Annotated in this window: 14 protein-coding genes; 2 read left to right on the top strand and 12 right to left on the bottom strand. The window is 42.1% G+C overall.

The genetic code is table 11. The annotated features are described in order from the left end of the window. Window positions 1-25: 25 nt before the first annotated feature. From BMW53_RS17605 to BMW53_RS17545, 12 genes are all read right to left on the bottom strand, one after another. Entirely contained in the window at window positions 26-403 is a 378-nt protein-coding gene (locus BMW53_RS17605) for a type II toxin-antitoxin system VapC family toxin (RefSeq protein ID WP_038563041.1), read from the bottom strand. Further along, complete coding sequence (locus BMW53_RS21025; protein ID WP_157470899.1) at window positions 390-563, bottom strand: hypothetical protein; 174 nt, start codon at window positions 561-563, stop codon at window positions 390-392. Before BMW53_RS21025 ends, BMW53_RS17605 begins: the two co-directional genes overlap by 14 nt. Window positions 564-1,728: 1,165 nt before the next feature. Then, a complete protein-coding gene (locus BMW53_RS17600; RefSeq protein WP_168136454.1) occupies window positions 1,729-4,056 on the bottom strand; it encodes an SLBB domain-containing protein in 2,328 nt (775 codons plus the stop codon). A 90-nt stretch (window positions 4,057-4,146) separates the two neighbouring features. After that, window positions 4,147-4,674 carry a transcriptional regulator gene (locus BMW53_RS17595; RefSeq protein ID WP_074781065.1) on the bottom strand — a complete coding sequence of 176 codons (528 nt, stop codon included), beginning with the start codon at window positions 4,672-4,674 and terminating at the stop codon, window positions 4,147-4,149. Window positions 4,675-6,393: 1,719 nt separating this feature from the next. Next, window positions 6,394-6,618, bottom strand: coding sequence for a hypothetical protein (locus BMW53_RS17585; protein ID WP_139178233.1), 225 nt, complete (start codon window positions 6,616-6,618; stop codon window positions 6,394-6,396). Between the two features lie 437 nt (window positions 6,619-7,055). Continuing rightward, window positions 7,056-9,413 (bottom strand): GumC family protein, encoded by a 2,358-nt coding sequence (locus tag BMW53_RS17580; protein ID WP_074781063.1) that lies wholly within the window; start codon window positions 9,411-9,413, stop codon window positions 7,056-7,058. 123 nt (window positions 9,414-9,536) lie between these two features. Beyond that, window positions 9,537-10,310, bottom strand: coding sequence for a polysaccharide biosynthesis/export family protein (locus BMW53_RS17575; protein WP_168136453.1), 774 nt, complete (start codon window positions 10,308-10,310; stop codon window positions 9,537-9,539). Window positions 10,311-10,501: 191 nt separating this feature from the next. After that, window positions 10,502-10,900 carry a BT0820 family HAD-type phosphatase gene (locus tag BMW53_RS17570; protein ID WP_038563030.1) on the bottom strand — a complete coding sequence of 133 codons (399 nt, stop codon included), beginning with the start codon at window positions 10,898-10,900 and terminating at the stop codon, window positions 10,502-10,504. 412 nt (window positions 10,901-11,312) lie between these two features. Then, complete coding sequence (locus tag BMW53_RS17565; protein ID WP_038563028.1) at window positions 11,313-11,840, bottom strand: UpxY family transcription antiterminator; 528 nt, start codon at window positions 11,838-11,840, stop codon at window positions 11,313-11,315. A gap of 420 nt (window positions 11,841-12,260) precedes the next feature. After that, window positions 12,261-13,070, bottom strand: a complete 810-nt coding sequence (locus BMW53_RS20700) for a phosphatase PAP2 family protein (protein WP_168136452.1) — start codon at window positions 13,068-13,070, stop codon at window positions 12,261-12,263. 1,388 nt (window positions 13,071-14,458) lie between these two features. Next, complete coding sequence (gene argF, locus BMW53_RS17555) at window positions 14,459-15,457, bottom strand: ornithine carbamoyltransferase (protein WP_038563026.1); 999 nt, start codon at window positions 15,455-15,457, stop codon at window positions 14,459-14,461. A gap of 1,237 nt (window positions 15,458-16,694) precedes the next feature. Then, window positions 16,695-17,666, bottom strand: a complete 972-nt coding sequence (locus BMW53_RS17545) for a carbamate kinase (protein WP_038563024.1) — start codon at window positions 17,664-17,666, stop codon at window positions 16,695-16,697. 625 nt (window positions 17,667-18,291) lie between these two features. Between BMW53_RS17545 and BMW53_RS17535 the strand changes: the two genes are divergently transcribed. Continuing rightward, the gene (locus BMW53_RS17535; RefSeq protein ID WP_038563017.1) at window positions 18,292-20,742 is read left to right on the top strand and encodes an FtsK/SpoIIIE family DNA translocase; all 2,451 of its coding nucleotides are present in this window, start codon (window positions 18,292-18,294) and stop codon (window positions 20,740-20,742) included. A gap of 103 nt (window positions 20,743-20,845) precedes the next feature. Beyond that, complete coding sequence (lolA1, locus tag BMW53_RS17530; protein WP_038563011.1) at window positions 20,846-21,496, top strand: outer membrane lipoprotein periplasmic chaperone LolA1; 651 nt, start codon at window positions 20,846-20,848, stop codon at window positions 21,494-21,496. Window positions 21,497-22,822: the final 1,326 nt, after the last annotated feature.

Genomic DNA, 22,822 nt, shown 5'->3' with positions numbered 1-22,822 from the left:
TCGGGATGACAGTTGAATAATAATGTTATTCTTTTTCGTAAAAAACCAGGTTGATGTCCTGATCCATTTTCTTAAAACCTCTATCGGCTGTAACAATTGGTGCATTCAAGAAAAGGGAGGTGGCAGCAATTATTGCATCAGGTAATTTTACATTGCATTTTTTTCTTAATTCTATTGCTAGTTTTTTGATGTCGTAAGGAATGTCAATAACAATACAATCTTTAATAAATGACTTAATTATTTTTTTATCGTGCTCATTAATTTTATGAAAACTGAGCAATTCCATTTGAGTTATGAATGAGATGTATAATTGTTTCTCTTCCAAAACTGGGATGAGGGTTTCGTCGCCATTTAACAAGTAAAGGATGATATTGGTATCAATAACGAGGCTATTCCCACTCATCTCTCCATTTTTTTTGGATGTCAACAGGGTTTTCTTGCAGTTTTAATGCTCCGCAATATTTATTTAAATCAATATTTTTTCTGGATGATTTTTTCTTGTCAATCTGCAAAAGCAATAATTTGATTTCCTTTTTATTGGTTCCCTTTGAAATTGTTGTCATGTTTTTAATGCTTTTAATCAAAGATAGAGAAAAATGTTTGAAGTTTAATGTTGCTTATTAAATCCTCAAAAACCCTCTATTGAACAGAACCTACCTGAAAATCTCTGCTGTTCCACTCTCTTGTAATAGTCAATCTTTTGTTGGAACGCTGATAACGCAGATTATGCTGATTGAAACTGATCTGTATTTATTTTGCACCGTACTTTAGTGCGGTGACGGTCTGATTAGAAGTTTGAACGGCTTCAGCCTTTAAATGCAAAGATTAATGGCTAAAGCCTGTTACTTATCTGTTTTTTACCACCGGGCTAAAGCCGCGGTGCAAAACCTAAAAACGCCTTCGCGTTCACAAATTAATCGGATTACCTCGTCGTCCGAAGCAATCTTTTATTGGAACGCTGATAACACAGATCGTTCTGATTTGCGCTGATTATTTATCTTCAACTACGCGAATTGATTAGATTACTTCGTCGTCCGAATAGCGGACTCCTCGTGATGACTGTATTTTTAATGTTCATGGGCGGCGTTTGATGGATAATGACATTATTAACTTGTTTCTACGCCGCCGGGTAACTCCGATAAGCCTGTCATTCCGAAGGAGGTATGACTGAGGAATCTTTTTGTTCCATACTACCTAATCCTCCGCCTTCCTTCGTCAGGCACCTCCTTTAGCAAAAGGAGGATGAAGTCATGAACATTTTTAGTTGTTGTTATAAGTATTTGCTCTATTGTTATAAAATTAATTCAATGCTCTTAACAAGATATTTTATATTGTCGCTGTTACTTCTGCCGGCTGATCGTCTTTCCCAGCCTGAGGGAAAGATAAGAGATAGGGTAAAGCGAATTTTCGTCACTTACCTTATGCAATCCTCCGTCCGCCAACTGGCAGCCACCTCCTTTTAAAAAAGGAGGATGAAGTCATCAACAAGTTTTTTAGTCGTTGATTGTTTTGTACGCACTAATTTATGATGTTTTTCAATGCTCTTAAATGGATAGTTTATACCGTCTCTGTTACTTCTGCCGGCTGATCGTCTTTCCCTGCCTGGAGGGAAAGATAAGAGATAGGGTAAGAAACCACCACCAAGATCTTTTACTCCTTCGTCGCAAAAGCCCACCGCTCCTTGAGGAGGAGATTGCTTCTGCTTTATACTCGTTACTTGCAGCTAAATTATTTCGATGCGTTCATAATTGCGGCGATTGCTACGGCCATTGATGACATCGTAGATGCTATGGCCAGCCAAAGTCCCTGCTGACGTTCTTTTTCCGGTTTTTCAGGAACGACCACAATACTACCCGGTGTTACATCGGGGTAGTGTCTGAAAATAAGTCCTTTGGTAACCGCTGTTTCACCGTTGGGGTACTGTACATAGGTTTTTCGCTTATTGGCTTCAGCCTGGAATCCTCCGGTACGGTTGATATAGTATTTGGCATTACGTTTTGGTTCGAAGGTAATGGAGAACGGGTTTTGTACGCTTCCGGTAATTTTTACGGTTTGCATAAATTCCGGAATATTGAGGCGGTCGCTATTTTTTAATAACAGGTCTTTATCGCTCCGTGGGTTGTTAAGAATATTTTGCAGATTGATGGCCACACGTTCGGTGCCCAGTTCATCGGAAAAACGTTCGAGTGTAGCTCCCTGAAGATAGGCTTTCGGGGTAGTTCCCCCGGCCATTTGCAGCAGGTCGGAGATACGCATTTGTTTATTGGTAATGGCATAGGCGCCGGCATAGGTTACTTCGCCCGAAATCATTACCGTTTCGTTTTGACGGAAGTTGGGAGCCGTACGCACCGATACCTGATCCCAGGGCCGTAATTTCATTTCAGCATCGTTTTTACCCAGTTGTAATCCGCGCGAGATATTGGCAATAATAACGTGTCCGATGGTGTCGGAAAGTACGGCGGCATCGTCGTAACTCAGGCGGCGGGCAATTTCGATAAACGTACTGTCGGCGCCCTCGGTAAGGCCTCCGGCCAGGAAAATAGCATCGCCAAGTGTCATGTTCTCCGACCAGTTGAAGGGGCCGGGTTCCAGCACTTCGCCGTTAACGGTAATATAAGGTTGTTCTTTTAAATCGAAATGGGTTTTTATCAGCACTTCATCGTCGGCTTGCAGCAGGATGTTTTGTTTACCGCTGCTGATATCTTCCACATCAAAGGCAATGGCAGAAGTCGTACGGTCGCTGTTGTAGCGGGTAATCAATCCCCGTCCTTTAAATGCTTCGGGCAGCAGCTTGCCTGATTTTTCAATTAACAGGTCGAGGGTAAGCCCCTCGGTCCACTCGTACTCTCCCGGATGATAAACGGCACCTTCTATGCTTACTCTGTTTTCAAACCTGTCGGTAGTGAGGTTATTCTGAATAGTATCGCCTTTTACCAACGGTGTGGTATTTAGCAGGTCGTAAGGAACATCGATAATCTGTTGTCCCTTTTGTGTTTGCCGTACAATTTGCGTGTTGCCCAGGTAGGCTCCGGCGTTAAAACCTCCGGAAAAGCGTACCAGGTCGTTTAGCATTTCGCCTTCTTTAATTTCGAAAATACCGTTGCGTTTGAATTCGCCGTTTACCACCACCTGTTTTTCGGCAGGCGGCACCAGTACGATATCGCCGTCTTTTAAGGTAATATTGTCAGATGGATCAGCATTAACCAGTAAATTGTATATATCGATTACCTGTTCAATTTTGTTGTTGCGAATAACCTTGATGTTACGGAATGAACCAATTTCGTTAGGGCCACCCGATAGGTACAAGCCGTTAAAAACGGTTGCTGTTACGGGTAGGGTATAGGTGCCCGGTGCTACCACCTCGCCCAACAGGTTTACACGGATAGAGCGCAGCTGCCCCATGTCTAACTGGGCAAAGGTGCCGGGATTGTCGCCTCCCATATCGGCATAAATGGCAGTAAGGTTTTTTACAATTTTCTTTTCAGCCTCGTCAAACGACATGCCAGCCACATAAACCGGTCCCAGGTCGGGAATAACAATCTGTCCGTTGTTATTTACCCTTAGCTGATAGTTGTTTTGTGAGTTCCCCCAAACCTGAATAAGCAACTGATCGCCAATGCCTATTTCGTAGTTTTTTGGTGTTTGAATGTTTACCTGTGGTTCGAAAGTCAGGTTTTCGTTGTTAAATAAGTAGGCTCCAAAAACTTCCAGATCCTTCTTTAATTCAACTTTCCGTTGCGAAAGGTAAGCGTCTTTTTGTTCTTCGGGTAATATTTCGGGCTCTTCATAAAGCTCAAACATGTCTTGCTGCGTGGTGTCCTGTTCGCTTAATCGTTGACGCATTTCCATGATCTGTTGCTCGGTAGCTCCCCGCTGACGGGCCAGTTGTATCGCTTGTTCTTCCGATAACCCGGCATCCTTCATGGCTCTTTTGGCTTTGGTGATCTCGGATTGCGGCAATGATTTAACATCAACATTCTTTACATCCTGCGTCTGCGTTTGCGTCTGTGCCTGAGTGGACAGTAGTAGTGCAGCGCAAAAGAATACTGTTAACATTGATTTTAGTAAGTGCTTCATATTTGTGTTACGTTAATCTAAAAGGTTCATTATTTTTTTCGGTTTTCGACAAAAGAACAAAGCTAAACTTTATTCTCTCGACCAAATATGTAAGGCGTTTTGTTTTTGCAGGTAATCGGCCTTTTCGTTTTCAGAAAGAATGAGGTAGCGTATTTTTTTATTGACCAGTTTTTCTGCTTTCGTTACCAGTGCCACCACAAAGCGAGTGTCGATGTCGTCGCCCACCAGCAGCAGGTCGATAATACCCGATTCTTTGCCTATGGCCAGATCGCCGATAAGATAAGCCTCGTTAAGGTCGCCTACATTTTTCAGGATCTTTTCGATAACCGTATCCAGGCCCACGGTTTTTTGCAAAATGCTGTTGATTTCGCCGTAAAGCGGGTGGTTATCATTGGCACGGAAATATTTTCGGTTCCCGTTGAAATTCGAAACCAGTAAATCAGCTTTCTCCAACCTGTTCAGTTCCAGACGTATGGCATTCGAAGATTCACCAAACTCATTCTCAAGGTTTCTGAGGTAGCTGGTGGTTTCCTTATTCAGAAAAAACTTGAGTAAAAGTTTTAGCCGGGTTTTGTTTGTGATTAATGACTCTATCATTTGGCTAGTAGTGAGTTATGTGAAGTTGGAAATAGTTGGGAGTAGTGGTGGATACGCTGATTTGGGTACTGCTTCGCCTCCTCAGTTACAGGTGTTGTATGAGTAGAAAATCAATATTAGTTGAGTAGCAAAACTACTCAATTTGTTTAATTAATAAAGCCGTTTCCTGAAAAAAATACAAAAATGTTATTTGTTGATTCATGGCCGGAAAATGAGCATTATGATTTTGTTTGGTTAATTATTTGACAGTGTGTGCGTTTAGTGGTTTGGTTTTCGCACAAAAGCTGTATTGTTACTGAGCTGCAATTTTTCGCAAGAATCATCGCCCTTACGTCTTCCTGCCTTAGGCAGGGACGATGCCATAATACCGATTTGAAATTAAACTGAAGCTTTGGTTCGCTCACTCCCAAAGCCTCTTTAATTTTCTATCGGCATTAACCATTGTAATTTCAAAGGCTCACTTTGAAATACAATTGGTATAACTTGCCGGGGCTTTGCCCCTACAATGATTTACTGGAAATTTGCTGCTGATACATCTTGTAACTGTTTAGAGTGTAGGAAATATCCAATACTGAATAATCAATGTTCAAATCGTCTGCAGATTGATGCGTTTTGGCTTGTTCTGCATTGGGTATTTGTTATTGTACAAATCATCGCCCTTGCGGACGATGCTGTAACTTTCCGGGGCTTTGCCCCTGTAATGATTTATTGGAAAGTATTTGCTGCTGATGTTCATTGTAACTAGTTAGAGTATAGGAATATTCAATACTGAATAATCAATGTCCAAATCGTCTGCAGATTGATGCGTTTTAGCTTGTTCTGCATTGGGTATTTGTTATTGAATATTGATCATTTTTTCTTGTTTGTTAGAATTTGTTTTGCACCGTACTTTAGTGCGGTGAAGGTCTGATTAGAAGTTTGAATGGCTTCAGCCTTTAAATGCAAAGATTAATGGCTAAAGCCTGTTACTTATCTGTTTTTTACCACGGGGCTAAAGCCGCGGTGCAAAACTTAAACGCCTTCGCGTTCACAAATTTATCGGATTAACTCGTCGTCCGAAGCAATCTTTTGTTGGAACGCTGATAACACAGATCGTTCTGATTTGCGCTGATTATTTATCTTCAACTACGCGAATTGATTAGATTACTTCGTCGTCCGAATAGCGGACTCCTCGTAATGCCTGTATTTTTAATGTTTATGGGCGGCGTTTGATGGATAATGACATTATTAACTTGTTTCTACGCCGCCGGATAATTCCGATAAGCCTGTCATTCCGAAGGAGGTACGACTGAGGAATCTTTTTGTTCGATACTACCTAATCCTCCGTCCCGATGCTACGATCGGGACAGGCTCTTTAGCAAAAGGAGGATGAGGCTTTAAGCATGCTTAGTAGTTGTTGTTTGTATTTGCTCTATTCCTATCACTTGCAACTTGTTTATGTTCATGGGCGGCGTTTTATGGATGTTAAAACTAATAACGTATTTCTACGCCGCCGGGTAATTCCTATAAGCCTGTCATTCCGAAGGAGGTACGACTGAGGAATCTTTTTGTTCTATACTGCTTAATCCTCCGTCCCGATGCTTCGATCGGGACACCTCCTTTAGCAAAAGGAGGATGAAGTCATGAACATTTTTAGTTGTTGTTATAAGTATTTGCTCTATTCCTATCACTTGCAACTTGTTTATGTTCATGGGCGGCGTTTGATGGACATTGAAATTATTAACTTGTTTCTACGCCGCCGGTTAATTTCGATAACCCTGTCATTCCGAAGGAGGTACGACTGAGGAATCTTTTTGTTCCATACTGCTTAATCCTCCGTCCCGATGCTTCGATCGGGACACCTCCTTTTAAAAAAGGAGGATGAGCTTCGGGGCGCAGTAAGTTGTTAAACCGCGTATCCTTTTCCATAGGCATATTGGTAGGAATGGCCATATCCGTAACCAAAACGATTTAATTTGATGTCGTTTATAGACCCCCATTGTCGGCCCCCCAAATGCCTTACGCCGACATTTCCCCCTGAGAGGGGGAAACAAATCGGAAAACGACATCTTTAAACCGCGCATCCTTTACCGTAGGCATATTGGTAGGAATGGCCATATCCGTAACCAAAACGATTCAATTTGATGTCGTTTATGAAACCCCCATTGTCGGCCCCCCAAATGCCTTACGCCGACATTTCCCCCTGAGAGGGGGAAACAAATCGGAAAACGACATCTTTAAACCGCGTATCCTTTTCCATAGGCATATTGGTAGGAATGGCCATATCCGTAACCAAAACGATTTAATTTGATGTCGTTTATAGACCCCCATAGTCGGCCCCCCAAATGCCTTACGCCGACATTTCCCCCTGAGAGGGGGAAACAAATCGGAAAACGACATCTTTAAACCGCGTATCCTTTTCCATAGGCATATTGGTAGGAATGGCCATATCCGTAACCAAAACGATGTAATTTGATGTCGTTTATGATTAAGGCAGGGTTGTGCATTGTGCCTTGACGGGCGATGTCGTTAATAAATTTTAACTGGCTTTTTTTACTTACTCCATAACGTAATATGAAGAGATTCAGGTCGCTGTGCCGGCTGGTGATTAGTCCGTCGGTTACGCGCGACACAGGAGCATTGTCAATAATGATATAGTCGAATTGTGCCTTTAATTCTTCCAGCAGTTGTGAAAAAGCCGGACGTTCGATTAACTCGGCAGGATTTGGAGGAATGGGGCCGGAAGCGATGACCGACAGGTTTTCGATTTCGGTTTGTTGAAGGATTGCTTTGCTGCTGGACTGGCCGGCCAGATAATTACTTAATCCCTTTGTATTTGCAAGGTTAAAGATGTTATTTAATCGGGGTTTACGCATATCTACACCGATAATTACGGTTTTTTTATCGTTCATAGCCATAATGCAGGCCAGGTTGGTGGCATTAAAGGATTTTCCTTCGCCAGGCTGAACCGAATGTAGTCCGATAACTTTTTGTTTATCCTGTAATTTAAATTGAAGATTGGTGCGGATGGTACGGTACGACTCGGTTATAGGGGCCCGGGGGTGATGTATAACTACCAGTTCCGATTTATCGGTACTGTGTAAGACATTTCCCAATATGGGTAATGGAGTAAGCTTCTCGATATCTTCCTGCAGGTGAATACTATTGTCTAACAAATCGACAAGCAGGATGAGTACTCCCGGAAGTAACAGCCCCAGAAAAGCACCTATAAGCAAGATGAGCATTGGGCTTTTGTTAAGTGGAATGAGGCGTTCAAATTGTGCCGGATCGATTACTTGTATATCAACAATGGCAGCAGCGAGTGAAATTTCCAGTTCGGCACGGCGTTGCAGCAGGTAGGTGTATATTTCGTTGGTGAGCTCGTATTGGCGCTGTATATTAATCAGCTGTTGTTCCTGCTCGGGCATGTTGTTCAACTGATTGTTGATGCGGGTGTAGCGAAGGTTGAGTGTGTTTACCGATAGCTGGGTATTGTCGATCAGGTTAACCAGTATTTCGCGCAATTGTTGGTTTACCTGTTCAATCTCCTGGTTAAGCAGAATGAGGGACGGATTGTTTTCGTAAGCGCTAAACGCCAATACCTTGCGGCGGCTGTACAGTTCGCTGAGCTTAAGAACGAGTGCATTCAGTGTAGCATCAGTAATGCCAACCACAGAAGGTGCCACCAGTTGATCGGCACTTTGGATGTTACCGAGGTAGCGCTGAAGGTTTTTAAAATAATCGAGCTGCATTTGCATCTGCGACTTTTCCTGCTCAATCTCTTTTAGCTGTTCCATAATAAGGCTTCCCTGGCTGCTGAGATCGATGATCTGGTTTTTCGATCGGAACTCGGTAAAGGTATTTTCTGCGGCAGTCAGATCGCTGGAGATACCCGACAGCTGCGAATCGATAAACTCGAGCGAGCGTTTCTGGGTTTGTGTTTGCAGGTTGAGTTTGAGCTTCAGGTACACGCGTACCAATTCGTTCAGGTAGTGAATGTCACGCAGAGGTTCTGTGCTTTCAACCGATAGTTTGATCACTTCACTTTCCTTGCCATAGTCGGTAGTAACTCTTTTGAGGTAATCTGTAGTGAGTTTGCTTTTATTTATAAACGAAAAACGGTACCACTCGCCAGGCAGGTCGCTGGAATTTTCTTTTGGAGTAAGTGTAAAATTAAAGTATTCGTTGCGAAAAGGCTCGCCGTATTTTGCGATTTCGCTGAATTCTATTTTTACGTTCTGTCCTTCTAGCTTTATTTCTCCATCCACACTGATATCGTATTCTGTTTCTGAAAGAGGGGTGATATATATTGGTATTCCTGCCGGGTTTAAGCCTTCGCCTGATTTATTGAGGATAAAAGGCTCGTTGAGGTAAATACCGTTCCAAATAATCAGGTTCTTTTTTTGCCAAAAGGTTTGCCAGTTGAGATTGTCAACTGCCTGGTGGTTCAGGGTATAGGAACGCAGGAATTCTAATTCGTTTTGCAGGCTGGCTATACCGCTGCTACCCATCATCCCGTCCATAAATAAATTTTCCAGGTCGAAGCCTTTGCTTTCATCCGTAACCAGTAAACTGGTGTTTACCTGGTATTTGTCGGGGGTGTATTTAACAAATAAATAGGCTCCGGTTATCCCCAGAAAAAGCCCCATAACCAACCAATACCATTTGCGCAACAGAAGAAAAAGCAGTCGTTTGAGGTCTATTTCATCATCTTGCTCAATGGTGTTGTATGGCTGGTTGTTGTTATTGTTCGCTGTCATTTTGTGAAAAATCTCTTTGTTTTTATGTGCGTGTTTCTGTTGTATTGTTTTTGGCCGGGAAGCTACTTTTTGTTGTGAATTTTTCGTAGCGTATTGGTTACACGTTGTTTTGCCTGGTTTTCTCTACTTCAGGAGCCCGAATACTGCTAACAATAAGCTGGCCGACGAGATGATCATGGAAAAAACCTGGGCGTTGAGCTGGAAGTTCTTATGTGTATTGGGTTCTACAAAAATGTAATCGTTGGGGTGGAGGTAAAAGCCTTTTTGCAGCCAGGCATCCGAGGCGGCCAGATCAAGAATCATCGCTTTTTGTCCATCGGGCTGTGGACGGATAACCATTATATTGGTCAGATTTGCGTAGTCGGTATTTCCGTTGGCCATGCCAAGTGCTTCAAGCACAGTGAAGTTGTTATTGTAATTGTAATATACACCGGGGCGCTTAACCTCGCCCATAATGGTGACCTTGTAATTCAGTAGCTTAACCTTAACAATGGCTTCCTTAAGGTATTTGTTGGCATGTTTTTGTACAATCTTTTCGATGTGTGAATTGGGATGCCCGGCTACGGGGATGTCGCCCATTATGGGAAGTTGAAGGTTTCCTCTTTCATCTACCTCAAAACCATAGAGGTAAGCTCCCTGGGGAGTAGTGTACTTCTGGTGCGAACTGTAATTTTGGGCTTCCATATTCGATTCCGGATTAAACAGTGCATTTACTTCGGCATTCATCGATTTGATGCTTACGTAAAGTATATCGCCGGGTTTTATGATGTATTCAGTAATGGTATCGGTCAATGCTTTGATTACCTGGTTGTTCTGCACATCTTTCATGTAAATCAGTTCTTTGCTGCTGTGGCAGGAGAAAAGCGAAAGCGAAGCAGCTACCATTAGTAATGACATCAGACGATGGATTTGTTTTGAATTCATTGTAAGTGTATAATGTTTACTTTGTTAAATTTTTTTGCCGAAAGAGGATGCTCAGGCATTTCTGTTCCGGGCGATTAACAACAATTTGTTTGCGTGCATGCTTTTACGATGCGTCATAAAAGGTGAAAGGAAACGACCTTACCTGCTTTCTCTTTGCAGGATTTCTATCTTTTCCACCAGCTTTTCGACTTTGTTTGTTCAATGGCTACTCTTTCTTCGGGATGCAGGCTATAAAAGATATCTGTCCATTCGGGCATACCGCCATAATTTCGGTCGTCGATATAGAGGTCGGCAAGTATTTTCCGACTGATCTTATCGTTCATCTTTTCTTCCGGATAATTTTTATTTACGGCGTAAAATTCCAGGCCTTTTTCGCGGCAGAATTCAACTGCTTCGTCCAGTTCTATTTCTGAACGGTAGGTCCATAAAATTAGTTTGTGGCCTTTTTTTTGTAGGGCGCGCAGCGTTTCGATGGCGAAAGGAAGTTCATTTCCGATTTTGGGATATCTGTGTTCTACAATGGTGCCATCGAAATCAACAGCTATCGTTAGTGGTGTTCGCATAAATTATTGGTTTTTTGTGCGTTTTTGGATTGGTTTAGTTGCTTTAGGATGATCTGAGCAAAAGATTTATTCGGGCTTTGTTATCGATCAGCTATTCGGAAGCAAAAGATCACTTGAACTAAAATGAGGGATCGTTTGTTCCGGAATTCATGTTTTTTTTAGGTGTAAAGATACTGCTTCGCCTCCTCGGTTACATATTATTGTGCGAGTAGGATGTTGAGACAAAAGAATAGCAAAAGTATTTATTTAATTATGTATTTTTTATTGTGTCAGGAAAATACCCAATAAAAAAGCTATTTGTTAATTTATGTTTAACTAAAGAGTATTTGGTTTTTATTTGGTGAATTATTTGGTTTTGCGCTTGTTTTTTCTTGCTGGAAACCGCCAGCGTGAATGAGGTATTTGATAGTTGTCAGATCACATTTTCCGGTACCGCACTCAGGCAGGAGGCCGGAATTTCAACCAAAAAGGAAGTGTTGATCTGTTCAATGCGCAACGCAAATTTATTTTTTCCCCTGCACTCAATCAGCTCACCTTTTAGTCCTACCATTGGCCCTTCTATTACTTCAACCAGTTTGCCGGGTTCGAAATTCTCCATGGTAACGTTCACCTCAAAATCAAACTGGCGGAGAATGGTTTCCAGGGCCTCTATCTCGGCCTGACTAACAATAGCGGCTTTTCGTTCGAAAGTGACATAGCTTACCACGTTGTTAAGTTGCAGAACTTTGTCGTATTCTTTGCGGGTGATATTTACAAAACAATAGCCCGGGATCAGCGGGGTTTCTACCCATTTTTTGCGGTCTTTCCACTGGCGGAGTCTTTTTTGCAGCGGAAGGAAGCATTCAATGTCGTTTAAATTAAGTTCTTGTACGACCTTCTTTTCCGCCCTGGACCGGGTGTAAATTACATGCCATTGTTTTTGAGTTTGTAAAGATGCCATTAGTTTGTTGTGTAATGCAAATTCGTGGGAGACAAAAATATAAATTACTGCGTAAAAAAGAAGAAGATCGTTGGTAAAAGTAAAAAGGTAAAAGTAAAAAGACGAAAGTATGACAAAGTGAAAAGGCAAAAGTAAGGCAGAAGTAAAAAGGCAAAAGTAAAAAGTGAAAAGGTAAAAGTAAGACAAAGTGAAAATGTAAAAGTAAAAAGTTGAGCGTAGCGAATTGAAAATCAGGCACAGCAAAATTCAGGCACAGGCATTGGAGTATCGAGAATCCAGCATCGAGAATCCGGTATCCAGTATCCAGCATCCAGAATCCAGCATCCAGTACCAAGGCAAAAGTAAAAAGGTAAAAGACGGGGAGTGGTTGAGCAATAAATACTTGTAGCTTGAGACTTGTAGCTTGAGACTTGTGGCTGGTTAAAAGGTATAGACCAGTGCAAGCCCTTTTTGGTGGCCGGTTTTAAACGGAAAAATATCAAGGTTATTCAGGTGTTCGCGATCCCATTTGAATTGATGAGTGAAGTAGATGAGTTCGGTGGAGATCATTCCTACTCCTGCGCCAACCAGTACGTCGGAAGCCCAGTGTTTGCCTTTTGAAATACGCATGATTCCCACGGTGGCGGCACAGGTATAAGCACCTATGCTGTACCAGGGGTTTGTTTCGCCGTATTCGCGGTGCATCCATTGGGCTGCTGCAAATACAATGGCTGTATGTCCCGAGGGCATCGATTGTGTTTGGCCTGTGGGGCGTTCTACATCCAAAATACTTTTTAGGCTTTTGGTGATAAGGGTAGTCAATACCATACTTTTGCCCAGAATTGCGGTTTGGTTACCGATATTGTTTTTCCCCTGTATGCCCAAAGCGTTTAAGGAATAAACGGCGGCAATTGGTGCAAAACGCAGGTAATCGTCGAGGTGGCCGGTATAGTTGAAATGTTCTCTGCTCCACTCATTAATATCGTATTTCCAGTCCGAAAAATGCAATATCGTTCCACCGGCAACCAGGAGCGATGGTGCGATAAAAGGTTTGAATCCCCGTTTTTTGTCAGCATACCGAAAATTGATATGATGGATGGAATCGTTGTGAAATGCAAAGTCAGAAGTTGTCGGGAAAGTTAGCCGTGAGATCGGTTTCGGGGTTTTCCCGTCAGACGCTATCCCTTGTATGGAGAATAGTAGCAGGCCTGCGAGCAGTAAATTTGTTATGAATGCTGAATGATTTTTCACGAGGCAAAAATAGGAAAAGGTTTTGCAAGGCAAAAGGAAAAAGTGTGAAGGCAAAAGGAGGGGCATTGAGACGGTGAGAATGGTGGAGGTTGAAAGGATGAAAAGGATTAGTGATTAGGGATGAAGGATTAATGGGAGCTGAGACTATGAGATTGATGGAGATTGAAGCAGATTGATGTAGCTTGAAAGAGGATGAAAGGATTTGTGATTAAGGATGAAGGATTAATGGGAGCTGAGTTGAATAGAGATTGAAATAAAGATTGATGGAGATTGATGGAGATTGAACCAGTAAATTGGTGAATGGGAAAACGGGAAAGGAGATTGAGCGCTGAGCACTGAGATTGGAGGAGATTGACGAAGGGTAATTAGCAATTTAAAATTGCAGAACCAGGAAGGACGAAATATAATACCAATTTGATGATAAAATGCCGTATTGGATATGCCGGTTATTTTCCGTTTGTACAAGGCGATAAATTTTAGCATAGCCGAGCTACGTTATAATTTTTCAACGCAGTAGAAACGGAAAAGAACAAATTTATATGCGGTATTTTGTGGTCAATTTGGTATTATTAGTCCGGTGCTTTAGCTCCGGGGATAAAAGCCAGAATTCTACCGCGCTCCACGATGGGGCAATGATCAACGATCAAAAAGCAGTTTGGAGCAAGAGGTCCGGACAGCTGATAAAAGAATAAAGATTGACAAACGCTGATTAGCAATTTTTGATCGGAGAAGTAGGGAAAAGCAAACAGTTTACAGTTTACAGTTGAAAAATTCAGTAATAGAAAAAATGAACAGCGCCAATTCTATGCGCTTAGCGCGTAGATGCTGTACTTCAGAACTTTGTGTCTTTGCCTCTTCGTGGTTAATAATTTTTGATTGTAGAACCAGGAGGCACGAAATATCATTAGTCCGGTGCTTTAGCTCCGGGGATAAAAGCCAGAATTCTACCGCGCTCCACGATGGGGCAATGATCAACGATCAAAAAGCAGTTTGGAGCAAGAGAGCCGGACAGCTGATAAAAGAATAAAGATTGACAAATGCTGATTAGCAATTTAAGATTGCAGAAGTAGGGAAAAGCAAACAGTTTACAGTCGTAGTTTGCAGTTGGACAATTCAACAGCGCCAATTCTATGCGCTTAGCGGTTTCGAACCGCTTAGCGCGTAGATACTGTACTTCAGAACTTTGTGTCTTTGCCTCTTCGTGTTTAATGATTTTTGATTGCAGAAGAAGGGAACAGCAAACAGTTTAGGGCCGGAGTTGTAAAAAAGCATCTGATCTTTTTTTTTGTCTTTATACTTTTGCCTTTTGCCTTTTGCCTTTTTGTGCAAAAAAAAAGCACTACCTCCAAAATTGGAAGATAATGCTTTAAAATCTATGGTGGTTTTGCTTAAGCCAGGGTGGCAACCATAACGGCTTTTATGGTGTGCATGCGGTTTTCGGCTTCATCGAATACCAGCGATGCTTTGCTCTCAAAAACATCTTCGGTAACTTCCATGGCTTCCAAACCAAATTTCTGAAAAATCTGCTCGCCAATTTTTGTGTCGCGGTTATGGAAAGCAGGTAAGCAGTGCAGGAATTTTACATCCGGATTTCCGGTAAGTTCCATCACTTTTTGGTTTACCTGGTAGGGGAGCAGTAGTTTTATCCGCTCCTGCCATACTTCGTCGGGTTCGCCCATCGACACCCAAACATCGGTATATAGAAAATCGCAGTCTTTTACGGCGGTGGCAAGGTCTTCGGTAATTGTTATTTTACCACCTGTTTGAGTGGCAATTTCACGGCATTCGGCCTGTAGTTCCTCTAAAGGCTGGCAGGCTTTCGGTGCAGCAGCCCGAAAGTCCATTCCCAGTTTTGCAGCGCCAACCATAAGCGAATTACCCATATTGTTTCGGGCATCGCCCAGGTAGCAGAATTTTACTTCTGATAAAGGTTTGTTGCTGTGTTCTTTCATGGTAAGGAAATCAGCCAGAATCTGAGTCGGGTGAAATTCGTTGGTGAGGCCGTTCCATACCGGAACGCCGGCAAATTCGCCTAATTCTTCTACAATGTCCTGTCCGAATCCGCGGTATTCAATCCCGTCGTACATTCTTCCCAACACTCGGGCTGTGTCTTTCATTGTTTCTTTTTGTCCGATTTGCGAACCGGAAGGCCCCAGGTAGGTAACCCGCGCTCCCTGGTCGTAAGCTGCTACTTCAAAAGCACAACGGGTGCGGGTAGAGGCTTTTTCAAAAATCAGGGCGATGTTTTTACCGGAAAGCAGCGGTTTCTCGGTGCCTTCCTTTTTTGCTTTTTTTAAACTTGCCGCCAGATCGAGCAGTTGGTTTATTTCTTCGGGTGTAAAATCCAGTAGTTTGAGGAAGTTTTTGTTTTTCAGATTATTCGTCATTATCTTATTTGTTTTTATTAGTCGTTATTGTATCAAGGCAAAAGTAAAAAGTATCAAGGCAAAAGTACAAAGTACAAAGGCAAAAGTAAAGAACGTTTTTGCCGGGCTCCGGTCTTAGTTCTCAGTTCTCAGTCTCAGTTTGCAGTCTCAGTTTGCAGTCTCAGTGGGCAGGTGCAGTTTACAATTTATCAGTTTAACAATTTAACAGTTTTTGCAATTTATCAATCCTTTCAATTTACAAGAAGAATAGCCTGGGCCCGGCTCTCACATTCTCACATTCTCACCGTCTCAGTTCTCAGTTTCGGCTTGAAAGTATTTTTACCGCAGAGTTGCACAGAGAAGTCTCAGAGTCTCACGGAGAACAAGGCAAAAGGAAAAAGAGTAAAGTCAAAAGTTTTAATACAATTTATCAGTTTAACAATTCTTACAATTTATTAATTTATCAATTCTTCCAATTTACAAGAAGAATAGCCTGGCCCCGGTTCTCACATTCTTACCGTCTCAGTTCTCAGTTTCGGCTTGAAAGTATTTTTACCGCAGAGTTGCACAGAGAAGTCTCAGAGTTTCACGGAGAACAAGGCAAAAGGAAAAAGAGTAAAGTCAAAAGTTTTAATACAATTTATCAGTTTAACAATTCTTACAATTTATTAATTTATCAATCCTTTCAATTTACAAGAAGAATAGCCTCGGCCCGGTTCTCACATTCTCGCCGTCTCAGTTCTCCGTCTCAGCTTGAAATTATTTCTACCACAGAGTTCCACCGAGAAGTCACGGAGTTTCACGAAGAACAAGGCAAAAGGAAAAAGAGTAAAGTCAAAAGTTTTAATACAATTTATCAGTTTTACAATTTAACAATTCTTACAATTTATTAATTTAACAATTCTTCCAATTTACAAGAAGAATAGCCTGGGCCCGGTTCTTACATTCTCACCGTCTCAGTTCTCAGTTTCAGCTTGTAATTATTTCTACCACAGAGTTGCACAGAGAAGTCACGGAGTTTCACGGAGAACAAGGCAAAAGAAAAAAGAGTAAAGTCAAAAGTTTCAATACAATTTATCCGGTTCACAATTTAACAATTCTTTCAGGCTGTAAGAAGGAGATAATCTCAGTCTCAGTCTCAGTTCTCACCGTCTCACCGTCTCAGTTCTTAGTTTTACAATTCAACAATCTCTCAACAATCTCTCATCAATCTCCTATTCAATCTCCATCAATCTTCTATTCAATCTTCTATTCAATCTCAAACAATCTTGTCTTCAATATCGTATTCCATCGTAATCTTCGAGCCATAACTTTTATCGGCCAGTTTTGTGGCTTCGGTGATGATACTTTTGCTGCCGCCGTTTTTTATAAAGTTAAGGCAGGCTTTTATTTTGGGCTCCATCGTTCCTTCAGCAAATGTGCCGTTTTTAAGATGCTGTAAGGTGTCGGAATAATTTAGAAATTCAAGCTTTTCCTGCGTTTCCTCTCCAAAATCTTTGTAAATAAATGGCACGTCGGTGAGGATGTACAGCTCGTCGGCACCGATATTGGTGGCCAGCATACCCGAAGCCATATCTTTGTCGATTACAGCATCCAAAGTGCGCACATCGTTGTTCTCGTCGAAATAAACAGGAATGCCACCGCCACCGGCAGCAATAACGATATTGCCGTTTTCAAGCAGTTGTCGGATGATCTCTTTGTTTACTATGTCAACGGGAGTGGGCGAGGGGACCACCCGCCGGTAGCCATCTTTGCTTTTTGATGTGGGCTTAAAATCCCAGCCTTTTTGTTGAGCCAGCCGGTCGGCTTCTGTTTTGCTGTAAACTTTGCCAATTCGTTTCGATGGGTTTTGAAAAGCCGGATCGTTGGCGTCAATCTCCACCAGCGTAACCATTGAAATTACGTTTTTATCAATGCCGTATTTGTTCAGCACATTTCGCATCATTCGCTCAATCATAAAACCAATACCACCCTGCGAGTCGGCCACGCAAATATTCAGCGGCATAGGAGCAATGCCGTAAAGTTGTTCGCCGGCGTCGTTTCGCATTAGTATATTTCCTACCTGCGGTCCGTTGCCGTGTGTCAGTACCAGTTCGTAACCCTCGCGCAACAGTGGCACCAGGTTTTCAAGGGTGTCGGTTACATTTTTTTCCTGCTGAACGATGGTTCCTTCTTCGTTACCGCGCAGGATGGCGTTTCCGCCCAAAGCAACAACAGCTCTTTTTTTCATTGTTGGAATTAGTTAGTGCCCTGACGAAAGATCAGGCGCCTAACAAACATAGAAAAACAAAGCATAAAAAGAAATGTGTTAGCGCTTGGTTTTGTGTTGTTTGTGCTATTTTAAAACAGCTTTTTTTGATTGATTTATTAATTCGGAAAACAGGTGGGATGCTTACTTACGAATTGCAAGAAATTGAGTGAATTTTGTTAACAGTTTTTTCTTGAAATGATTACCTGAATTAGCAGGCAGGCATAACTTCTACCTAACCTGAAAAATTCGAGAAATCTTTCACACGAAGTGTTGACGATTGAAAATCTGCACGATACATGCTTTCAAAAAATATATTTATGATTTTCAATGTCAAGGTTAGCCCTGACAAATAATTGTATCTCAATTATTTCGTCAGCCCTGCGGGTAATTAATTCATTTTTATGAATTAATCAGGCTAAGTTTTTTTAGTTAAATTTGCGGGCAATTTAACCCACATTATTCAGTTTTAAGAGGGATAATGTTTTGGTTTAGCGGTTAAAGTCGGTTTTGTTGAATGATTTTTAGGATCTCAAAAATTGAACTAAAACTTAATCGTTATATTGGAAACTTGTTGTGAATAAAAATTCGGATTAAAAAGAACTCCATGGCATTTAGAGCGAAGAAAAAGCCGGCAAAATCAAAAAATAAACGTACCCAAAAAAAGCGTACACCCCTTGTTAACAGAGAGAAACTGTGGTTTTTGTTCGGGTTGTTCGTGCTTTTGGCTGCTGCTTACCTGTTGATTTCCTTTGTGTCGTTTTTATTTTACGGTGCAGCCGATCAGAGTATTATGGATTCGGGCTGGCGCGAATTTCTTTTCAATACCGAGGTGAAAGCTCAGAATAAAGGGATGAAACTTGGTGCCTATCTGTCGGAAGTTATTATGAACCGCGGATTTGGACTGGCATCGTTTGGTTTTGTTTATTTGATGGCCATTAGTGGCGCGCGGATTTTGGGACGAAAAACAGGGAATTTTCTGAAAAGTGTATGGTACACGGTTATCTGCATGATTTGGTTTTCGGTGGCGCTGGGTTTGTTCTTTAATAAAACCGATGCCGGATCGGCCATTTATTGGGGCGGCCATTACGGTTTTGTGCTCAGCAACTGGCTGCGTTCGCTTATTGGTATTGTGGGCCTGGTATTTCTGTTGTTTATTTCGGGGCTGGCCATTGTGGTGGTGCGTTTCGATGGTGCTTTTAATATGTTGAAAGGGCTGTTGAAAAGAAAGTCGCATGAAACAGAGCCGGACAATGAGGATATGGATGAAGAATCCATTTCGAATGAAGAAGTTGAAGGCGAAGAATCGATTACAAAAGTTATTGAGGGTGACGATGATGTGGTGAAAGCCATTTTTGAGTCGGACGATGAAGATGATTTGCCGATAGTAGAGCCTGAAGTGAAGATCGACGACGAAATTGAAATAGAGGAGCCGGAAGAGGAAAGTGACGATGACATTGAAGTGATTCCTGTGAAAAAAGAGGATGACCTGAATTTAACGGTTGCGCCAAAACTCGAGGAAGAGGAGTCGGATGGTAAGCATCCGGAGGAGCTGGAAGACTATGATCCAACACTCGATCTGGCAAGTTTTAAATTTCCTACACTGGAATTGCTGGAAGATCATAAATTTGGTAATGCCGAAGTTAAAAATGAAGAGCTGGTAGCCAACAAAAATAAAATTGTTGAAACGCTGCGTCATTATAAAATCGAGATCACAAAAATTCGGGCTACCATCGGGCCAACAATTACACTATACGAAATTGTGCCGGCTCCGGGTGTTCGGATCTCGAAGATCAAAAACCTGGAAGACGACATTGCCTTGAGTTTAGCGGCGCTGGGGATTCGTATTATTGCTCCGATTCCGGGGCGAGGAACCATCGGTATAGAGGTGCCTAATCAAAATCCTGAAACGGTGTCGATGCACTCCATAATTCGCTCGAAGCGCTTCCAGGAAAGCAAAGCCGAATTGCCGGTGGCTTTGGGGAAAACCATTTCGAACGAGACTTTTATATTCGATCTGGTAAAAATGCCGCATATTTTGGTTGCCGGTGCCACAGGGCAGGGTAAATCGGTGGGTATTAACGTCATTATTACTTCGTTGTTGTACAAAAAACACCCGTCGCAACTGAAGTTTGTTTTTATCGACCCGAAAAAGGTGGAGCTGAATATTTATTCGGTGTTGGAGAAACATTACCTGGCAAAACTGCCTGATGCGGAGGAGCCGGTGATCACCGATATTCAGAAAGTGAAAAATACGCTGAATTCGATTAACGTGGAAATGGATGCTCGTTACGATTTACTGAAAGCTGCCCAGGCACGTAATATTAAAGAGTATAACAAGAAGTTTATATCGCGCCGACTGAATCCGGAGAAAGGACACCGTTTTATGCCCTATATTGTGGTGATTATCGATGAGTTTGCCGACCTGATTATGACTGCCGGAAAAGAGATTGAGTTGCCGATTGCACGGATTGCTCAGCTGGCAAGGGCAGTGGGTATTCATATGATTATTGCCACACAGCGCCCATCAACCAATATTATTACGGGTGTGATTAAGGCGAACTTCCCGGCGCGTATTGCGTTTAAAGTGGCATCGATGATCGACTCGCGTACCATTCTCGATTCGCCGGGTGCGAACCAGCTGATCGGGCGTGGAGATATGCTCATTTCGCAGGGAAGTGAAATGACGCGTGTGCAGTGTGCTTTTGTTGATACGCCTGAAGTGGAAAATATTGTTGGATTTATTGGCGATCAGCGCGGATATCCGACCGCATTTTTGTTACCCGAGTATGCGGGCGACGAGGAACCCGGACCGGGAGAAGTGGATTTGCGCAACCGCGATGAGTTGTTCGACGATGCTGCGCGCGTTGTGGTAATGAACCAAATGGGATCTACATCGATGATTCAACGGAAATTCTCCATCGGGTATAACCGTGCAGGGCGTTTAATGGATCAATTGGAGGCTGCCGGAATAGTAGGGCCAAGCGAAGGAAGTAAAGCCCGACAGGTTTTATTGCAGGATGAGTATAGTTTGGAACAGTTATTGAATAGTTTGTAGAATTAATTTTTGAGGGTGATACGGGATCGGGATTCACGCATTGCGGAGAGAAAATCGTAGCGTTTTCATTTTCTGACATACGAATAGTACAATAGTAAAACGAATGAAAAGGATAGTGTTGATGGTTGCGCTGGTTATGGTAGCAACTTTGGGGTGGTCGCAAAGCGATGCAAAAGCAAAAAAAATTCTGGATGAGGTAAGTGCCAAAACGAAAGAGATCAAATCGATGTCGGCCAGTTTTGTGTTCTCGATGGTGAATGAAGAAATGGATATTGACGAAACCAACGCCGGTACCATAAAAATTAAAGGGCAGAAATATTGTGTGCAACTACCCGATTTGGGTGTTGAAGTGTTTTCAAATGGCGAAACCATCTGGAATTACATGAAAGACGGTAACCAGGTAACCATTTCGAATATCGACGATGAAAGCAGCGAATTAATGGATCCGTCATCGTTATTCAGTATCTACGAGCGCGGTTTCCGTTCGGAGTTTGTAGAGGAAAAAACAGAGGGTGGTAAAACGCTTTATCATATCAATCTTTTTCCTGATTCGGATAGCTACGATGTAACAAAAATTGAAGTGGCTATCGACAAGGCTAAAATGATGATCCATTCGGCAACATTACACAGCACCGATGGAAACCAATATGGAATACTGGTAAAAGAAATGGATACCAATGCGGGTTTTAATGACTCGGAATTTGTTTTTAATGCCGCTAACCACGCTGATGTGGAAATTATTGATTTCCGTTAGTTATTGTTCGATACAAAAGAAAAAGCCTTGTTTCAATGAAGAAGCAAGGCTTTTTTTCTGAACGTCACTTTGGTAAAAACAAAAAAGTTCACGCAGAGTAGATCACTAAGTTTTCCCAAAGCACGCAAAACAGATTCTATACCTTTGCGAATTTTGCGCTTCTTCTTTTCTTTGCGTGAAACAATATTAATGTCCTTTCATCCCTGTTGGTGTTTCCATAAATCATGAATGTTTTTTCTGAAAGTCCCCCATTATTCTTATCTGTATTGCCTTTTGTGTTTCGTCCGGGAGAACGGTCTGGCTTCGATTTGCTTTCTTCGCCGGACGATTTCGCTTTGGTCATTTCATCCCGGCGCTAGGCACCGGGTTATTCACATTAGACGCTTCCAGCGTCATGAATAATTTGCAATTCCGACATAGCTGGGCAATAAAGTCGTCTTAACTTTGTAATCCAATTCAATATCCCGAAGGGATAAAATGTGACTAACCTCGGGTGAAACCCGGGGGTGATGAGAACGTAAATCAAAGGCGCAAATAATTAGTTGTTCAACGCACAACTGCTGTATGCGCCTCGTAATCTGATTTTTTTAATGAAATGCTGTCGTTAGATCGCGCTTTCATCCCTGTTGGTGATTTCTGGGAATCATGAATGTTATTTCTGAAAGTCCCCATCTTTTTATGTGTATTGCCTTTTGTGTTTCGTCCGGGAGAACGGTCTGGCTTCGATTTGCTTTCTTCGCCGGACGATTTCGCTTTGGTCATTTCATCCCGGCGCTAGGCACCGGGTTATTCACATTAGACGCTTCCAGCGTCATGAATAATTTGCAATTCCGACATAGCTGGGCAATAAAGTCGTCTTAACTTTGTAATCCAATTCAATATCCCGAAGGGATAAAATGTGACTAACCTCGGGTGAAACCCGGGGTGATGAGAACGTAAATCAAAGGCGCAAATAATTAGTTGTTCAACGCACAACTGCTGTATGCGCCTCGTAATCTGATTTTTTTAATGAAATGCTGTCGTTAGATCGCGCTTTCATCCCTGTTGGTGATTCCATAAATCATGAATGTTTTTTATAATAAAATGCTGAATAACCAATATTGAATAACCAATTTTGAATATTTAATCATTGTTGTCCGGGAAACCGGATCTAGTTTAAATTCATATCTCTAACTTCTTGATATTCAAATCAGGTGTTTTTATTTTTCAAAAGTAAGCCCCCTGTACTTCAGGGAATAGCGAATGTTGGTATTTGTATTTGTCTTGCTTTATCAATATGAGCCAGCTTTTCTCAGGATTTTCCAGGAAAGCATATATGTTAATGTA

It is taken from the genome of Draconibacterium orientale (genome assembly GCF_900111425.1).
Lineage (GTDB): Bacteria > Bacteroidota > Bacteroidia > Bacteroidales > Prolixibacteraceae > Draconibacterium > Draconibacterium orientale.
Note: the sequence above shows the minus strand (reverse complement) of the source record. Positions and strands in the feature narration are given on the sequence as shown.

Coding starts and splice junctions, on each gene's coding strand:
- BMW53_RS17605 (WP_038563041.1), bottom strand. CDS start 403: ATGAGTGGGAATAGCCTCGTTATTGATACCAATATCATCCTTTACTTG.
- BMW53_RS21025 (WP_157470899.1), bottom strand. CDS start 563: ATGACAACAATTTCAAAGGGAACCAATAAAAAGGAAATCAAATTATTG.
- BMW53_RS17600 (WP_168136454.1), bottom strand. CDS start 4,056: ATGTTAACAGTATTCTTTTGCGCTGCACTACTACTGTCCACTCAGGCA.
- BMW53_RS17595 (WP_074781065.1), bottom strand. CDS start 4,674: ATGATAGAGTCATTAATCACAAACAAAACCCGGCTAAAACTTTTACTC.
- BMW53_RS17580 (WP_074781063.1), bottom strand. CDS start 9,413: ATGACAGCGAACAATAACAACAACCAGCCATACAACACCATTGAGCAA.
- BMW53_RS17575 (WP_168136453.1), bottom strand. CDS start 10,310: ATGTCATTACTAATGGTAGCTGCTTCGCTTTCGCTTTTCTCCTGCCAC.
- BMW53_RS17570 (WP_038563030.1), bottom strand. CDS start 10,900: ATGCGAACACCACTAACGATAGCTGTTGATTTCGATGGCACCATTGTA.
- BMW53_RS17565 (WP_038563028.1), bottom strand. CDS start 11,840: ATGGCATCTTTACAAACTCAAAAACAATGGCATGTAATTTACACCCGG.
- argF (WP_038563026.1), bottom strand. CDS start 15,457: ATGACGAATAATCTGAAAAACAAAAACTTCCTCAAACTACTGGATTTT.
- BMW53_RS17545 (WP_038563024.1), bottom strand. CDS start 17,666: ATGAAAAAAAGAGCTGTTGTTGCTTTGGGCGGAAACGCCATCCTGCGC.
- BMW53_RS17535 (WP_038563017.1), top strand. CDS start 18,292: ATGGCATTTAGAGCGAAGAAAAAGCCGGCAAAATCAAAAAATAAACGT.
- lolA1 (WP_038563011.1), top strand. CDS start 20,846: ATGAAAAGGATAGTGTTGATGGTTGCGCTGGTTATGGTAGCAACTTTG.